At 66.0% G+C, this 15,189-nt stretch carries 13 protein-coding genes; 12 read left to right on the top strand and 1 reads right to left on the bottom strand.

Features of this window, described 5'->3' with window-relative positions; translation table 11 throughout:
* The first annotated feature begins 112 nt into the window (after nucleotides 1-112).
* From BI347_RS14375 to BI347_RS14360, 4 genes are all read left to right on the top strand, one after another.
* On the top strand, nucleotides 113-2,104 hold the full coding sequence (locus BI347_RS14375; protein ID WP_071116161.1) for a pyridoxamine 5'-phosphate oxidase family protein: 1,992 nt from the start codon (nucleotides 113-115) through the stop codon (nucleotides 2,102-2,104).
* A gap of 170 nt (nucleotides 2,105-2,274) precedes the next feature.
* The gene (locus BI347_RS14370; RefSeq protein WP_239690890.1) at nucleotides 2,275-3,927 is read left to right on the top strand and encodes a LytS/YhcK type 5TM receptor domain-containing protein; all 1,653 of its coding nucleotides are present in this window, start codon (nucleotides 2,275-2,277) and stop codon (nucleotides 3,925-3,927) included.
* Nucleotides 3,921-4,655, top strand: a complete 735-nt coding sequence (locus BI347_RS14365) for a LytR/AlgR family response regulator transcription factor (RefSeq protein WP_071116159.1) — start codon at nucleotides 3,921-3,923, stop codon at nucleotides 4,653-4,655. The genes BI347_RS14370 and BI347_RS14365 overlap by 7 nt, the downstream gene beginning before the upstream one ends.
* 105 nt (nucleotides 4,656-4,760) lie before the next feature.
* Entirely contained in the window at nucleotides 4,761-5,984 is a 1,224-nt protein-coding gene (locus BI347_RS14360; protein ID WP_071116158.1) for an L-lactate MFS transporter, read from the top strand.
* Nucleotides 5,985-6,375: 391 nt separating this feature from the next.
* Here BI347_RS14360 and BI347_RS14355 read toward each other — a convergent pair whose 3' ends face one another.
* Nucleotides 6,376-6,819, bottom strand: a complete 444-nt coding sequence (locus BI347_RS14355) for a YaiI/YqxD family protein (protein ID WP_071113774.1) — start codon at nucleotides 6,817-6,819, stop codon at nucleotides 6,376-6,378.
* A gap of 122 nt (nucleotides 6,820-6,941) precedes the next feature.
* On the opposite strand from BI347_RS14355, the gene BI347_RS14350 reads away from it, so the two are divergent.
* The 8 genes from BI347_RS14350 (at nucleotide 6,942) to BI347_RS14315 (ending at nucleotide 15,141) form a co-directional block, all read left to right on the top strand.
* Nucleotides 6,942-7,412, top strand: a complete 471-nt coding sequence (locus BI347_RS14350) for an NUDIX hydrolase (RefSeq protein WP_071113775.1) — start codon at nucleotides 6,942-6,944, stop codon at nucleotides 7,410-7,412.
* 110 nt (nucleotides 7,413-7,522) lie between these two features.
* A complete protein-coding gene (locus tag BI347_RS14345) occupies nucleotides 7,523-8,692 on the top strand; it encodes an isovaleryl-CoA dehydrogenase (protein WP_071113776.1) in 1,170 nt (389 codons plus the stop codon).
* 119 nt (nucleotides 8,693-8,811) lie between these two features.
* Nucleotides 8,812-9,156, top strand: a complete 345-nt coding sequence (locus tag BI347_RS14340) for a nuclear transport factor 2 family protein (protein WP_071113777.1) — start codon at nucleotides 8,812-8,814, stop codon at nucleotides 9,154-9,156.
* 11 nt (nucleotides 9,157-9,167) lie between these two features.
* The gene (locus tag BI347_RS14335; protein ID WP_071116157.1) at nucleotides 9,168-10,766 is read left to right on the top strand and encodes a carboxyl transferase domain-containing protein; all 1,599 of its coding nucleotides are present in this window, start codon (nucleotides 9,168-9,170) and stop codon (nucleotides 10,764-10,766) included.
* Between the two features lie 9 nt (nucleotides 10,767-10,775).
* Nucleotides 10,776-11,567, top strand: a complete 792-nt coding sequence (locus tag BI347_RS14330; RefSeq protein WP_071113779.1) for an enoyl-CoA hydratase/isomerase family protein — start codon at nucleotides 10,776-10,778, stop codon at nucleotides 11,565-11,567.
* A 131-nt stretch (nucleotides 11,568-11,698) separates the two neighbouring features.
* A complete protein-coding gene (locus BI347_RS14325) occupies nucleotides 11,699-13,666 on the top strand; it encodes an acetyl/propionyl/methylcrotonyl-CoA carboxylase subunit alpha (RefSeq protein ID WP_083338888.1) in 1,968 nt (655 codons plus the stop codon).
* Between the two features lie 33 nt (nucleotides 13,667-13,699).
* Entirely contained in the window at nucleotides 13,700-14,188 is a 489-nt protein-coding gene (locus BI347_RS14320) for a tetratricopeptide repeat protein (RefSeq protein ID WP_071113781.1), read from the top strand.
* Between the two features lie 50 nt (nucleotides 14,189-14,238).
* Nucleotides 14,239-15,141: a hydroxymethylglutaryl-CoA lyase gene (locus tag BI347_RS14315; protein WP_071116155.1), complete on the top strand. Its 903-nt coding sequence runs from the start codon at nucleotides 14,239-14,241 to the stop codon at nucleotides 15,139-15,141.
* Nucleotides 15,142-15,189: the final 48 nt, after the last annotated feature.

The raw sequence follows: 15,189 nt of genomic DNA, 5'->3' as shown, positions 1-15,189 counted from the left end.
AGCGCAAACAGCCGGGATGCCTTAAGCTCAAGCATTTAGGCCAGGCGCGGCGACGGGCCGCGGCCATTGCCGGCCCCGCGGTCCGAACCCGCCGATCAGACTGGAGAACACGATGGCTGATACCCGCTTCCCCTGGCACCCGGGCGAACTGGACATGCAACGCCGCGCCGGCAGCTTGGCGCAGATGGCGGCCGTCGGCGCGCGCAATATCCGCGACCATATGCCGGAACAGCACCGCGCCTTCTTCAGCCAACTGCCCTTCCTCATCGCGGCAGCGGTCGACGATGCCAGCCGGCCATGGGCCGGGCTTATCGAAGGCCTGCCCGGCTTCGCGCACTCGCCCGATCCCGGGCGGCTGCGGCTGGACAGCCTGCCCAGCCGCGCCGACCCGTTGCGCGACTGCCTTCTGCCCGGAGCGGCCATCGGGCTGCTGGGAATCGAGCTGCACACCCGCCGCCGCAACCGCCTGAACGGCGCGCTGAACGAACTTGACGACAGCGGCTTCGCGGTCGGCGTCGGCCAAGCCTTCGGCAACTGCCCCAAGTACATCCAGCAGCGCCAGTTCAGCTTTTCCCGCCCGCCCAGCGGCCGCATCCTGGGCACGGTGGAATGGATGGACCGGTTGGACGACGATGCGCGCGCCGCCATCTCTTCCGCCGACACCTTCTTCGTCGCCAGCGCCGCGCCCGGCGACGAAGCACGCCCCGGCTGGCAGATGGATGCGTCCCATCGCGGCGGCAAACCCGGCTTTGTCCGCGTGGATGGCGATACGCTCACCATCCCCGATTTCGCCGGCAACGGCTACTTCAACACCCTGGGCAATCTGCTGCTTCATCCCAAGGCCGGCCTGCTGTTCGTCGACTTCGCCGGCGGCGACACGCTGCAGCTCACCGGCAGCGTCGAGCTGGCGCTGGACAGCGACGAAGCGCGGACGTTTACTGGCGCCGAGCGGCTGTGGCGGCTGAAAGTGGAACGGGTGGTGCGCCGCCGCAACGCGCTGGCCTTGCGCTGGCAGCTGCTGGAATTTTCTCCCTTCGCCCTGGCCACCGGCGCCTGGCCGGAACGCGCCGCCCGCCGCGAATGGCAGCCGTTGCGGGTGGAGCGCGTGGTAGAGGAAAGCCCGCTGGTGCGCTCGCTCCATCTCGCGCCGGCAGACGGCAGCCCGCCCCAGCCCTTCCTGCCAGGCCAGCATCTGAGCGTGCGGGTGGCCGGCGTAGACGGGCTGCGGCTGCGCAACTACACGCTGTCGCAGACCGGCGGCTACCGCATCAGCGTCAAGCTGCAGGGCAAGGCGTCCGCCCGGCTGCACCAGATGGTGGCCGGCGACATGCTGGAAAGCCTGCCGCCCCGCGGCGACTTCACGCTGACGCCATCCGGCCGGCCGATTACGCTCATCGCCGGCGGCATAGGCATCACTCCGCTGCTGGCGATGCTGCACCAACTGGCCGCCAGTCCAGACGCGATGCCGCCCACGCTGCTGCTGTACGCCACCCGCAGCGTGGCCGAGCGCGCTTTCGACGCCGAGCTGGAACAACTGCGGCAACAGGCCGCCGGACAATTGACCATCGTGAAGGCCGTCAGCCGGCCGGAAACCTCCAGCCGGGCCGGTGTCGATTACCAGCACGCAGGCCATGTCGACATCGATCTGCTGCGCCGGACCGGCGCGGATCTGTCCGGCGATTTTTACCTGTGCGGCCCGGCCGGCTTCATGCAGGCGCTATACAACCCATTGCTGGCCGCCGGCGTGGCCGACGAGCGCATCCGCGCCGAGGCCTTCGGTCCGGCCGGACTGGTTCGCGCCGGCACGGCGGCCCAAACCCTGCCGCCTGCGGCCGAGCACGCAGTGAGGGTGCGCTTTGCCGACGCGGAACGCGAAGCCGAGTGGCAACCCGGCGGCGGCAGCCTGCTGGAGTTGGCCGAATCCTGCGGCCTGTCGCCGGACTTCAGCTGCCGCGGCGGCAGCTGCGGCAGCTGCCGCACCCGCTTGCTGGCGGGCGCCACAACCTATCTGCAAACCCCCGCCTACGCGCCGGCCGACGGCGAGATCCTGCTGTGCTGCGCCTATCCGGCGCAAGGCGGCGGCGAACTGGAGCTGAAACTGTAGCAAGCATCATGCCAATGTCTTTTCTCTTCCCTAACAGCAAGCAAGTCTTCCCCATGCATTAAAATACCGGGCAACACCCTGAGCCGCCGACGGTTCGCAAACCCCGTTTTCCGCTGCGGCGCGCTCGAGCCCGCCGCAGCCTAAGCCCGCCCATGATAGAAAACCAATCCATGCTGCTGCTGGCAGTGTTCGAGCGCGCCGCGCTGCTGCTGATGGCGCTGTTCTTCCTCAGCCGCTTCCGGCCGTTCCAGCACCTGCTGCGCAAGCAGGACCACAGCCCGGCCGAACTGGCCGGCGTGTCGCTGCTGTTCTGCCTGTTCGCCTTGTTCAGCACCTACACCGGCATTCCGGTGGATGGTTCGCTGGTCAATGTGCGCATCATCGCCGTGCTGTCCGGCGGCATCCTGTTCGGCCCCTGGGTGGGAATACCGGCCGGCATCGTCTCCGGCGTCCACCGCTACCTGATAGACATCCACGGCTATACCTCGGTCCCCTGCCTGATCTCCAGCGTCGCCGCCGGCCTGATCGGCACCTTCATCCACTACCGCGCCGGCAAGGCCCGGCTGTGGCTGTACGGCGTGGTGGCCGGCATGTTCTGCGAAGGGCTGACCATGGCGCTGATCCTGCTGCTGACCGATCCCGGCGTCGGCGCCGCCATCGTCGGCCACATCGCCTACCCGATGATACTGGGCACCGTGTGCGTGGGGCTGATCGTGCGGCTGGTGCAGGACCTGGACGACGAGAAGGAACTCTTGGCGGCGCGCCAGGCCAAGCTGGCGCTGACCATCGCCAACCAGACCCTGCCCTATTTCCAGAACCTGGACCGCGACGCGCTGATTGAAGTCTGCACCGTGATCCGCCAGCACATCGGCGCAGACGCGGTGGCCATCACCGACACCGCCGACGTACTGGCCTATGTCGGCCTGGGCAAGGACTACTACCGCCAGCACGGCCACTCCGCCATAGGCGAGATCACCCGCCAGGCGGTGGAGCGCGACCAGATCATCATCGAAAACAATCTGCAGCAGTACCACCTGGCGGACTTCCACTCTGTGATCATCATCCCGCTGCGCGAAAACGGCCGCGTCACCGGCACGCTGAAAATCTTCTACCGCAAGAGCCACGGCATCACCAGCTCCTTGCGCGAAGTGGCGGTGGGGCTGTCGCAGCTGATCTCCACCCAGATGGAGGTGTCGCGCATCAAGCAGCTGCAGGAAATGACGCGCAAGGCCGAGTTCACCGCGCTGCAAAGCAAGATCAACCCGCACTTCCTGTTCAACGCGCTGAACGCCATCTCGTCGCTGATTCGCATCCAGCCGTCGGAGGCGCGCCAGCTGATCGCCAAGCTGGCCGACTACCTGCGCTACAACCTGGCGCTGGACGACGGCCTGATCGACATCCAGGACGAGCTGCGACAGGTGCGCGACTACATCGCCATCGAGCAGGCGCGCTTCGGCGACAAGCTCAAGGTGGTGTTCGACGTCGACGACGTGCATGTGCGGGTGCCCAGCCTGTTGCTGCAACCCTTGGTGGAAAACGCCATCCTGCACGGCATCCAGCCGCGCAAGGGGCCGGGCGAGGTGTGCATCGCGGTGAAGCGCGACGGCGCGCGCATCCATGTCTGCGTGCGCGACAGCGGCTACGGCATCAGCCAGGAAGTGATAGACGGCATCGCCGAAGGCAAGGTGGAAAGCCGCAGCATAGGCCTGATGAATGTCAACGAGCGGGTGAAGCTGCTGTACGGCGAGGGCCTGCGGCTGACGCGGCTGGAGCCGGGCACCGCGGTATGCTTCGACCTGCCGGCGGAGGAAGCGGCATGCTGAAGGCGCTGATAGTGGAAGACGAATACCTGGCGCGCCAGGAACTGGCCTACCTGATACGCGAATTCAGCGGCATCGAGATCCTGGCCAGCGTGGAGGACGGGCTGGAGGCCTTCAAGTTCCTGCAGGAAAACGAGGTGGACGTGGTGTTCCTGGACATCAACATCCCGTCGATAGACGGCCTGCTGCTGGCCAAGAACCTGCACAAGTCGTCGCGGCCGCCGCGCATCGTGTTCGTCACCGCCTACAAGGAATTCGCGGTGGAAGCCTTCGAAGTGGAAGCCTTCGACTACATCCTCAAACCCTACAACGAGCAGCGCATCGCCCATGTACTGCACAAGCTGGAGGCGCTGGAAGCCGCGCCGCCGCCTCCTGTCGCCGCGCCGGAAACCCAGGCCGCCAGCCGCACCGTCAACCTGGCCAAGGGCGACAGCATCATCGTCGCCCCCTGCGACGACATCTATTACGTCGAGGCCGACGAGAAAGTCACGCTGGTCTACACCGCGCACGACCGCTACGTGATGGCGATGAGCATCAGCGAGTTCGTCGGCCGGCTGCCGGCCGACAGCTTCTTCCGCTGCCACCGCTCCTTCTGCGTCAACATCCACAAGATCCGCGAGATCGCGCCCTGGCTCAACAGCACCTACATCATCAAGCTGTACGACCTGAAGGCGGAAATCCCGGTCAGCCGCAGCAACATCAAGGCGTTCCGGCAGCTGATGCACCTCTGATTGCAGTTCATTCCGCGCCGCCTGCATTTCATGCCTGGCTTGCGCCACATTCATTAGCGCACGCTTATAGTCACGTTAATAGTAATGACTTTAGCGAGCCGCATCATGAACCCCGCACTCAACCGCATCCGCTATCAAACCCTGATCGGAACCATCCTCACCCAGTTCGCGCTGGGTTCCGTCTACACCTGGAGCCTGTTCAACGCCCAGCTGTCGCACAAGCTGTCCGAGCCGGTCAGCCAGGTGGCCTTCGCTTTCGGCTTGCTCAGCCTCGCGCTGGCGGTCGCGTCGTCGATGGCCGGCAAATTGCAGGAGCGCTTCGGCGTGCGCAAGGTGGCCATCGCCTCCGGCCTGCTGCTGGGCCTGGGCTTCTACCTGACCTCGCATGCCGGCAACCTGATCATGCTCTACCTGTGCGCCGGCCTGTTGGTGGGCTTCGCCGACGGCGCCGGCTACCTGATGTCGCTGTCCAACTGCGTGAAATGGTTCCCGGAACGCAAGGGCCTGGTCTCCGCCTGCGCCATCGGCGCTTACGGCCTGGGCAGCCTGGGCTTCAAGTTCATCAACCTGGCGCTGCTGTCGCATTTCAGCCTGGAAGCCACCTTCCAGCTGTGGGGCCTGATCGCGATGGCCATGGTGGTGGCAGGCGCCTTGCTGATGACTGACGCGCCCCAACAGCCGGCCGCCGCGCAAACCGGCGGCAGCCGCGACTTCACGCTGGCCGAGGCGATGCGCCAGCCGCAGTACTGGATGCTGGCGCTGATGTTCCTGACCGTGTGCATGAGCGGCCTGTACGTGATCGGCGTGGCCAAGGACATCGGCGAGAGCTTCGTCCACCTGTCGGCGGCCACCGCCGCCAACGCGGTGGCCGTGATCGCGGTGGCCAACCTGTCCGGCCGCCTGGCGCTGGGCGTGCTGTCCGACAAGATGCCGCGTATCCGCGTCATCACCCTCGCCCAGATCGCCGCGCTGGCCGGCATGCTGACCCTGCTGTTCGCCCCGCTGAGCGCAGGCCTGTTCTTCGCCGCCATCGCCTGCGTCGCCTTCAGCTTCGGCGGCACCATCACCGTCTACCCGTCGCTGGTCAGCGATTTCTTCGGCCTGAACAACCTGACCAAGAACTATGGCGTGATCTACCTGGGCTTCGGCATCGGCAGCATCGTCGGCTCCATCGTCGCCTCGCTGTTCGGCGGCTTCCTGGCCACCTTCCACCTGATCCTGGCGCTGTTGATCGTCGCCCTGCTGTTCTCGTTGACCATCCGCCAGCCGGGCGCGGCCCAAGCCAAGAAAGAAGAATTCGACGCCGAGCCGCATCTGGGCAAAGCCTGAGATTCTCCCCTCCCAGACAAGACAAAGCCCCCGGATTCGGGGGCTTTTCTCATGCGATATCGTAGTTACAGGTTATTGGCTTTCCAATTAGACACATGATCACCCGCGCGGCCATACCCCCTTCAGCACGCGCCGGTAAAAAAGTACCTAGCCAGGTTTTAAGACGCCGATTTGTTCGACGCCGCGCGACGGTAGCGCGCGGCTAGTTTCGGCGGCTCCTGACTAGGCGCTTTTTTGGCGGGGTTTCGCGGACGGCAGGGGCGGCCTGGGGGTGTCGGGGGGCTGGCCGCGCAGCCCCCCGACCCGCCCGCCGGGCGGAATCAGCGTTCCATATCACCCACGCAACGGGCACGGGATGGAGAGAAACACCCGGCAAAACCGAGCTTGCGCCCTACTTCTTCGCCAACCAAATATCCAGCTGGCGGGCGAAGGCCTGGCGGTCGGCCTGGCTCAGCGCCGGCGGGCCTTCGGTCTGCACGCCGCTGGCGCGCAGATTGTCCATGAAATCGCGCATGGTCAGCTGCGCGGCTATGGTTTCCTTGGAAAAAGCGTCGCCGCGCCAGTTCAGGGCCTGCGCACCCTTGGCCAGCACCTCGGCCGCCAGCGGGATGTCGCCGGTGATCAACAGATCGTCCGGCTGGATGCGGCGGGCGATCTCGTTGTCGGCCACGTCGAAGCCCTTGGGCACTTGCAGCGCGCGGATATTGGGCGCCTTGGGCACCGTCAGCAGCTGGTTGGCGACAAACACCAGTTCCCTCCCCGTGCGCTGCGCCGCGCGGCACAGCACTTCCCTTATCACCTTGGGACAGGCGTCGGCGTCTACCCAGATCGTCATGGCGGTTTCTTCTCATAAAAAAACAAGTCAGGTCGCCATGATACCCGGCGCGGCGGCGCCTTGCCCGCCTGCGGCAAGCGCGCTATGCTGCGCGGCCCCGCAAAATGACATGGGAATTTAAAATGATCTGCTTCAACGTCGCCGGCACCCGCTTCAACCTGCGCGCCGCCGCCATCATCGAACACCAGGGCAAGGTGCTGCTGCATCGCGCGGCCAGCGACGACTTCTGGACGCTGCCCGGCGGCCGGGTCGAGCCGGGCGAAGACGCCGCCGCCACCGTGGCGCGGGAAATGCGAGAAGAACTGGATGAATCCGTGGATTGCGGCCATCTCGTCATGTTGATTGAAAACTTCTTTGCCGTGGCGGGGCAAGCCAACCATGAGCTCGGCCTGTATTTCCAGGCTAGGCTGGCGGAAGACTCCACCTTGCCGCGACGCGCTTCCCCTTTTCTCGTCACCGACAACGGCGTGCCGTTCGAATTCAACTGGTTCAGCCGCGGGCAGCTGGCGGCGCTGCATGTGCTGCCCCTGCCGGTGAAAGAGCTGCTGCTGGACGACGACCGCCGCCTGCGCCACGTCGTCGATCGCGGATAAAGGCCAGTTTGCCGCCATCCGGCCATATTGACGCTTACGTAAACGTAAGCGATGATGTGGCATGCAGCGGCGCACGCGGCGCCACACGATCAGAACAAGGGAGAAACATCATGTACAGCAGCCTGCGCTTTGCCTTCGGCGAAACCTACGACATGTTGCGCGAAACCGTGCGCGCCTTCGCCCAGAGCGAAATCGCCCCGCGCGCCGCCGCCATCGACCAGGACAATCTGTTCCCGGCCGACCTGTGGCGCAAGTTCGGCGAACTGGGCCTGTTGGGCATCACCGTCAGCGAAGAGTTCGGCGGCGCCGACATGGGCTACCTCGCCCACATGATCGCGATGGAAGAGATCAGCCGCGCCAGCGCCTCGGTGGGCCTGTCCTACGGCGCGCATTCCAACCTCTGCGTCAACCAGATCTACAAGAACGGCAACCCGGCCCAGCGCAGCCGTTATCTGCCCAAGCTGATTTCCGGCGAGCACGTCGGCGCGCTGGCGATGTCCGAGCCCAATGCCGGTTCCGACGTGGTCAGCATGAAGCTGAAGGCCGACAAGGCCGACGGCGGCTACCTGCTCAACGGCAGCAAGATGTGGATCACCAACGGCGGCGACGCCGACACCCTGGTGGTCTACGCCAAGACCGACGCCGAAGCGGGCGCGCGCGGCATCACCGCCTTCATCGTCGAAAAGGGCTTCGCCGGCTTCAGCCACGGCAGCAAGCTGGACAAGCTGGGCATGCGCGGCTCCAACACCTACCCCATCTTCTTCGACAACTGTTTCGTGCCGGAAGAAAACGTGCTGGGCGGCGTCGGCAACGGCGTCAAGGTGCTGATGAGCGGCCTGGATTACGAACGCGCGGTGCTGGCGGCCGGTCCCTTGGGCATCATGCAGGCCAGCCTGGACATCGTGGTGCCGTATCTGAGCGACCGCAGCCAGTTCGGCCAGGCCATCGGCGACTTCCAGCTGATGCAGGGCAAGCTGGCCGACATGTACGTCAAGCTGTCGGCCAGCCGCGCCTACGTCTACGCGGTGGGCCAGGCGCTGGACCGCGGCGAAACCGGCCGCCAGACCCGCAAGGACGCCGCCGGCGCCATCCTTTACGCGGCGGAAAGCGCCACCCAGCTGGCGCTGGACGCCATCCAGTGCCTGGGCGGCAACGGCTACATCAACGAATACGCCACCGGCCGCCTGCTGCGCGACGCCAAGCTGTACGAGATCGGCGCCGGCACCAGCGAGATCCGGCGCTGGCTGATAGGCCGCGAACTAATGGCCGAAACCCGATAAGCATGGTGGCTAAATCGTCCGATGCCGCGTTGCGCCGCCTGGCCGTACTTTATCGGCGGCGCGCCTTGCCCCGGAGGATTTTCCAACCACTCCCCATCCACACCGAGGACAACAAGAACATGACCGCCCCCGAACGCATCGCCCAAGCCCAACTGGACGCCTACAACGCCCGCGATCTGGCAGCCTTCCTCGCCTGCTACACCGAGGACGTCAAAGTGTACCGTCTCCCCTCGATGCAGCTGATGCTGGAAGGCCGGGCTGCGATGGCGGAGCGCTACGGCAATCATCGTTTCAACCTGCCCCTGCTGCACGCCGATGTGCTGCACCGTATCGTCCACGGCAACCGGGTCATCGACCACGAATGGGTGAGACTCGATGAGAACCAGACCCAACACGCGGTAGCGATTTACGACGTCAACGCGGACGGCCTGATATCCGCCGTGTGGTTTGTCGACAGCGAATAACAAGGACCGCCATGCCCACCATCGAATCGAAGCTCTCGCCCCGCGCCGCCGACTTCCTCGCCAACGCCGACAAGATGCGCGCGCTGGTGGGCGATCTGAAACAGAAAGTCGCCCAGGCCGCGCTGGGCGGCGGCGACAAGGCGCGCGCCAAGCACACCGCGCGCGGCAAGCTGCTGCCGCGCGAGCGCATCGACCTGCTGCTGGACGCAGGCAGCCCCTTCCTGGAACTGTCACAACTGGCAGCCTTCGGCATGTACGGCGACGACGCGCCCGGCGCCGGCATGATCGCCGGCATAGGCCGCATCAGCGGCGTCGACTGCCTGATCATCGCCAACGACGCCACCGTCAAGGGCGGCACCTATTACCCGATGACGGTGAAAAAGCACTTGAGGGCGCAGGAGATCGCCCGCGAAAACCGCCTGCCCTGCGTCTACCTGGTGGACTCCGGCGGCGCCTTCCTGCCGCTGCAGGACGAGGTGTTTCCGGACAAGGAGCACTTCGGCCGCATCTTCTACAACCAGGCCAATCTGTCGGCCGCCGGCATCCCGCAGATCGCGGTGGTGATGGGCAGTTGCACCGCCGGCGGCGCCTATGTGCCGGCGATGAGCGACGAGACCGTCATCGTCAAGGAACAGGGCACCATCTTCCTGGGCGGCCCGCCCTTGGTGAGGGCGGCGACAGGCGAAGTGGTCAGCGCCGAAGAGCTGGGCGGCGGCGACGTCCACACCCGCATCTCCGGCGTGGCCGACCACCTGGCCCAGAATGACGCCCACGCGCTGTCCATCGCCCGCCGCATCGTGGCCGACCTCAACTGGAAGAAACAGGGCGAGCTGGACCGCGCCGAACCGAGACCGCCGCGCTACCCCGCTGAGGAAATCTACGGCGTGATCCCGGCCGACGCCAAAAAACCGTTCGACGTGCGCGAGATCATCGCCCGGCTGGTGGACGATTCGGACTTCGACGAATTCAAGCAGAACTACGGGACGACCTTAGTGACGGGCTTTGCCCGCCTGAATGGTTATCGCGTCGGCATCCTCGCCAACAACGGCATTTTGTTCAGCGAATCGGCGCTGAAGGGCGCGCACTTTGTAGAGCTGTGCTGCCAGCGCGGCATCCCGCTGATCTTCCTGCAGAACATCACCGGCTTCATGGTGGGCAAGAAGTACGAAAACGGCGGCATCGCCAAGGACGGCGCCAAACTGGTCACCGCCGTGGCCTGCGCCAGGGTGCCCAAGTTCACCGTGCTGATAGGCGGCAGCTTCGGCGCCGGCAACTACGGCATGTGCGGCCGCGCCTATTCGCCGCGTTTCTTGTGGATGTGGCCCAACAGCCGCATCTCGGTGATGGGCGGCGAGCAGGCCGCCGGCGTGCTGGCCCAGGTGAAAAAGGAACAGCTGGGCGACGCGTTCACGGCCGAGCAGGAAGAAGCGCTGAAGACCCCGGTGCGCCAGCAGTACGAAGAGCAGGGCCACCCCTACTACGCCAGCGCGCGGCTATGGGACGACGGCGTGATAGACCCGGCCCAGACCCGCGACGCGCTGGCGCTGGCGCTGGAGGCGTCGCTGTCCGCTCCGCTGGAGCCGACGCGCTTCGGCGTGTTCCGCATGTGAGGCAGAGCCATGAGCCATTCCACGCTTGAAATCGAACACAGCGGCAAGGTTGCCACCATCTGGCTGAACCGCCCGGAGCTGCACAACGCCTTGAACGAGGTGTTGATCGCAGAATTGACCGAAGCGATCCGCCAGCTCAACCGCAACGACGCCGTGCGCGTCATCGTGCTGGCCGGCCGCGGCAAAAGCTTCTGCGCCGGCGCGGATCTGGACTGGATGCGCCGCGCCGCCGGCTACAGCGAACAGGAAAACCTGGCCGACGCGCAAAAGCTGGCCGGCATGCTGAAGGCCATCTACCGCAGCGCCAAGCCGGTGATCGCCCGCATCCATGGCGCCGCGATGGCCGGCGGCACCGGGCTGGCCGCGGTGTGCGACATCGCCATCGCCACCGACGCCGCCAAGTTCGCGCTGACCGAAGTTAGGCTGGGACTGATCCCGGCCACCATCGGGCCCTATGTCGCCGACGCCATCGGCCCGCGCCAGGCCCGCCGCTACTTCCTGTCGGCCGAGCGCATCACCGCCGGCACCGCGCTGAAGCTGGGGCTGATCCACGAGCTGGTCAGCGACGAGCTGCTGGACGCGCGCGTGGCCGAAATCGCCGACGAACTTGCCAAAGGCGCGCCCGGGGCGCTGCGCGAGGCCAAGCTGCTGCTCTCCGAACTGCGCGAGGGCTCGCCGTGGGACGACCAGTTGCTGGAACGCACCGCCGGCCGCATCGCCGCCATCCGCGCCGGCGAAGAGGCGCGCGAGGGTTTGGCTGCGTTCTTCGAAAAACGCGCGCCGAACTGGCAACAACAATAGGGATAAAGCGATGTTTAATACAATCCTGATCGCCAACCGCGGCGACCAGCAGCCGCAGGGCTGCGCAGCTGCGAAGCAAAATCGCTCGCCGGCGCGCCAGCGTCGGAGCGGTTTCGCCGCGGGAGACCACCATGTTCAATAAGATATTGATCGCCAACCGCGGCGAGATAGCCTGCAGAGTCATCAAAACCGCCAAGGCGCTGGGCATCGCCACCGTCGCCGTCTATTCCGACGCCGACGCCGACGCCCGCTTCGTCAAGCTGGCCGACGAGGCCTATCGCCTCGGCCCCGCCCCGGCCGCCGAATCCTATCTGCGCGCCGACCTGATCCTGGACATCGCCAAACACAGCGGCACCCAGGCCATCCATCCCGGCTACGGCTTCCTGTCGGAGAACGAGGGCTTCGCCGCCGCCTGCCAGGCCGCAGGCATCGCCTTCATCGGCCCGCCGGCCGCCGCCATCGCCGCGATGGGCAGCAAATCCGCCGCCAAGGCGCTGATGCAGAAAGCCGGCGTGCCGCTGGTGCCCGGCTACCACGGCGACGACCAGGACCCGGCGTTGCTGCAAAAGCAGGCCGACGCCATCGGCTACCCGGTACTGATCAAGGCCAGCAGCGGCGGCGGCGGCAAAGGCATGCGCATCGTCGAGAAAACGGAAGAGTTCGCGGCGGCGCTGGCCTCCTGCCAGCGCGAGGCGCGCGCCAGCTTCGGCGACGACAAGGTGTTGATCGAGAAATACCTGACCAAGCCCCGCCATGTGGAGATCCAGGTTTTCGCCGACAGCCACGGCGGCTGCGTCTACCTGTTCGAGCGCGATTGCTCGGTGCAGCGCCGCCACCAGAAAGTGCTGGAGGAGGCCCCTGCCCCGCACCTGCCGCAAGCCACTCGCCAGGCGATGGGCGACGCCGCAGTGGCCGCCGCGCGCGCGGTGGGCTATGTCGGCGCCGGCACCGTCGAATTCATCATGGACGTCCAGGAAAATGGAGAGCCCGGCAAGTTCTACTTCATGGAGATGAACACCCGGCTGCAAGTGGAACACCCGGTGACCGAAATGATCACCGGCCAGGACCTGGTGGCCTGGCAACTGCAGGTGGCCGCTGGCGGCAAGCTGCCGCTCGCGCAGGAGCAGCTGGCGATACGTGGCCACGCGATAGAGGCCCGCATCTACGCAGAAGACCCGGACAAGGGCTTTTTGCCCTCCATCGGCACCCTGGTCCACTTGGCCACCCCGCCAGAATCAAGCAGCGTGCGCATCGACACCGGCGTGGAACAAGGCGACGCCATCTCGCCGTTCTACGACCCGATGATAGCCAAGCTGATAGTCTGGGGCGAAAGCCGCGAAGCGGCGCTGCGACAGATGGACGCGGCGCTGGGCCAGTACCAGGTGGTGGGCCCCGCCACCAATATCGCCTTCCTGCGCCGCATCGTCCGCCACCGCAGCTTTGCCGGCGGCCATGTCGATACCGGCCTGATCGCCCGCCACCACGACGAACTGCTGCCGCCGCCCGCCGCCCCCTCCGTCCGGCAGCTTGCGCTGCTGGCGCTGGCCGAGGCGCTGGCGGGCCAGCAGCGCTACCCGGCGGCGGCCGGCTGGCGGCTGAACGGCCAGTTGACCCGCCGCTTCACCTTCCAGCATCCGCAACAAGACTGCGAGGTGGAACTGAGCCATCAGGGCGACGGCTACCAACTGCGCGTGGCCGGCCACACGCTGGCAGCCAGCGCGACGCTGTCCGGCAATGCGCTGGCGGCGGTGCTGGACGGCGCCAGAATCCAGGCCAGCGTGGTGCGCCACGGCGCTCAGCGCGTGCTGTTCGCCGGCGGCGAACGGCTGGCGGTGGAGTTCATTGATCCCTACGCCTTCACCGAAACCGGCGTCCACGGCGAAACCCATCTCAAGGCGCCGATGCCCGGCCGGGTGGTGGCGCTCTTGGCCGCCATAGGCGAAAAAGTAGCCAAAGGTTCGCCGCTGCTGATTCTGGAGGCGATGAAGATGGAGCACACCATCACCGCGCCAGGCGACGGCGTGGTACAGGATTTCTATTTTGAAGCCGGCGAGCAGGTCAATGATGGTGACGAGCTGGTGGATTTTGCCGCAGAATGACCAAGTCATTCAAACAGCAACAGGAAAACCAAAATGCATATCGCTCTGGAAAAGATTCAGCAACTGCGCCAGCGCGGCGAACATGAAACCGCCCGCAAGCACGCGCTGGAGTTGCTCCAGCACCAGCCGCTGCACGCCGATCTGCATTATCTGACTGCCTGCATCCACGACAACCTCGGCCTGGAGGCGGCGGCGATCCCGCACTATCAGCAGGCGCTGGAACTGGGCCTGAGTGGCGACACCGCCTCCCATGCCTGGCTGGGCCTGGGCAGCAGCCAGCGCGCGCTGGGCCAATTCGCCGAGGCGGAGGCGTCCCTGCGCCTCGGCCTGCAGCACTTCCCGGAAAACCCGGCGCTACAGGCTTTCCTGGCGATGGCGCTGTACAACCGCGGCCAGCACAAGGAGGCGACGCAAAGCCTGCTGGAGCTGCTGGCCAGAACCAGCGGCGACGAAACCATCCAGGCCTACCAGAAGCCAATCCGCTTCTATGCCCAGGACCTGGACAAGACCTGGGCCGGCTAAGCCGCCTGCCGCCGCCGCGAGGCGGCGGCCTCCGCATCCAAGGCTGAAACATGCAACACGTGAAGATCGTAGAAGTCGGCCCGCGCGACGGGCTGCAAAATGAAAAGCAGCAGGTGCCGCTGGCCGCCAAGCTGGAGCTGATCCGGCGACTGGCCGGCGCCGGCTTCGCCGCCATCGAGGCCGGCGCCTTCGTTTCGCCGAAGTGGGTGCCGCAAATGGCGGACAGCGCCGAGTTGCTCAAGGCGCTGGATGCCTCCGATACCATCGACACCATCGCCTACCCGGTGCTGGTGCCCAATGAGCAGGGCCTGGATGCCGCGCTGGCGGCCGGCGCGCGCGAGATCGCGGTGTTCGGCGCCGCCAGCGAAAGCTTCAGCCAGAAGAACATCAACGCCAGCATCGCCGAAAGCCTGCGCCGTTTCGAATCGGTGATGCGGCGTGCTCAGGCTGCAAATATCCGCGTGCGCGGCTACGTTTCTTGCGTGGTGGGCTGCCCCTACGAAGGCCAGGTCGCGCCGGCCAAAGTGGCCGAAGTGGCCGCGGCATTGCTGGACATGGGTTGTTACGAGATATCGCTGGGCGACACCATAGGCGTGGGCACGCCGGCCTCGGTGCACCTGATGCTGGACGCCGTGTTGCGGAAAGCGCCGGCAGACCGCTTGGCCGGGCACTTCCACGACACCTACGGCATGGCCATAGCCAATATCCGCGCCGCGCTGGACAGCGGCATCAGGGTGTTCGACGCCTCGGTCTCAGGCCTGGGCGGCTGCCCCTACGCCCGCGGCGCCTCCGGCAACGTCGCCAGCGAGGATGTAGCCTATCTGTTGCAAGGCGAGGGCTACCACACCGGCATCGATCTCACTAAACTGGTGGCCGCCGCCTGGTATATCGCCGATGCCCTGGGCAAGCCGCCCGCGTCGAAACTGGCGCATGCGCTCGGCCGCCAGGCTTGATACAAACCGGCGCTCCCGCACAAGCAAGATCAACAATCATGGGCCGCG

The organism is Chromobacterium sphagni (assembly GCF_001855575.1).
Classification (GTDB): Bacteria; Pseudomonadota; Gammaproteobacteria; order Burkholderiales; family Chromobacteriaceae; genus Chromobacterium; species Chromobacterium sphagni.
This window is presented reverse-complemented; position numbering and strand designations above follow the sequence as displayed.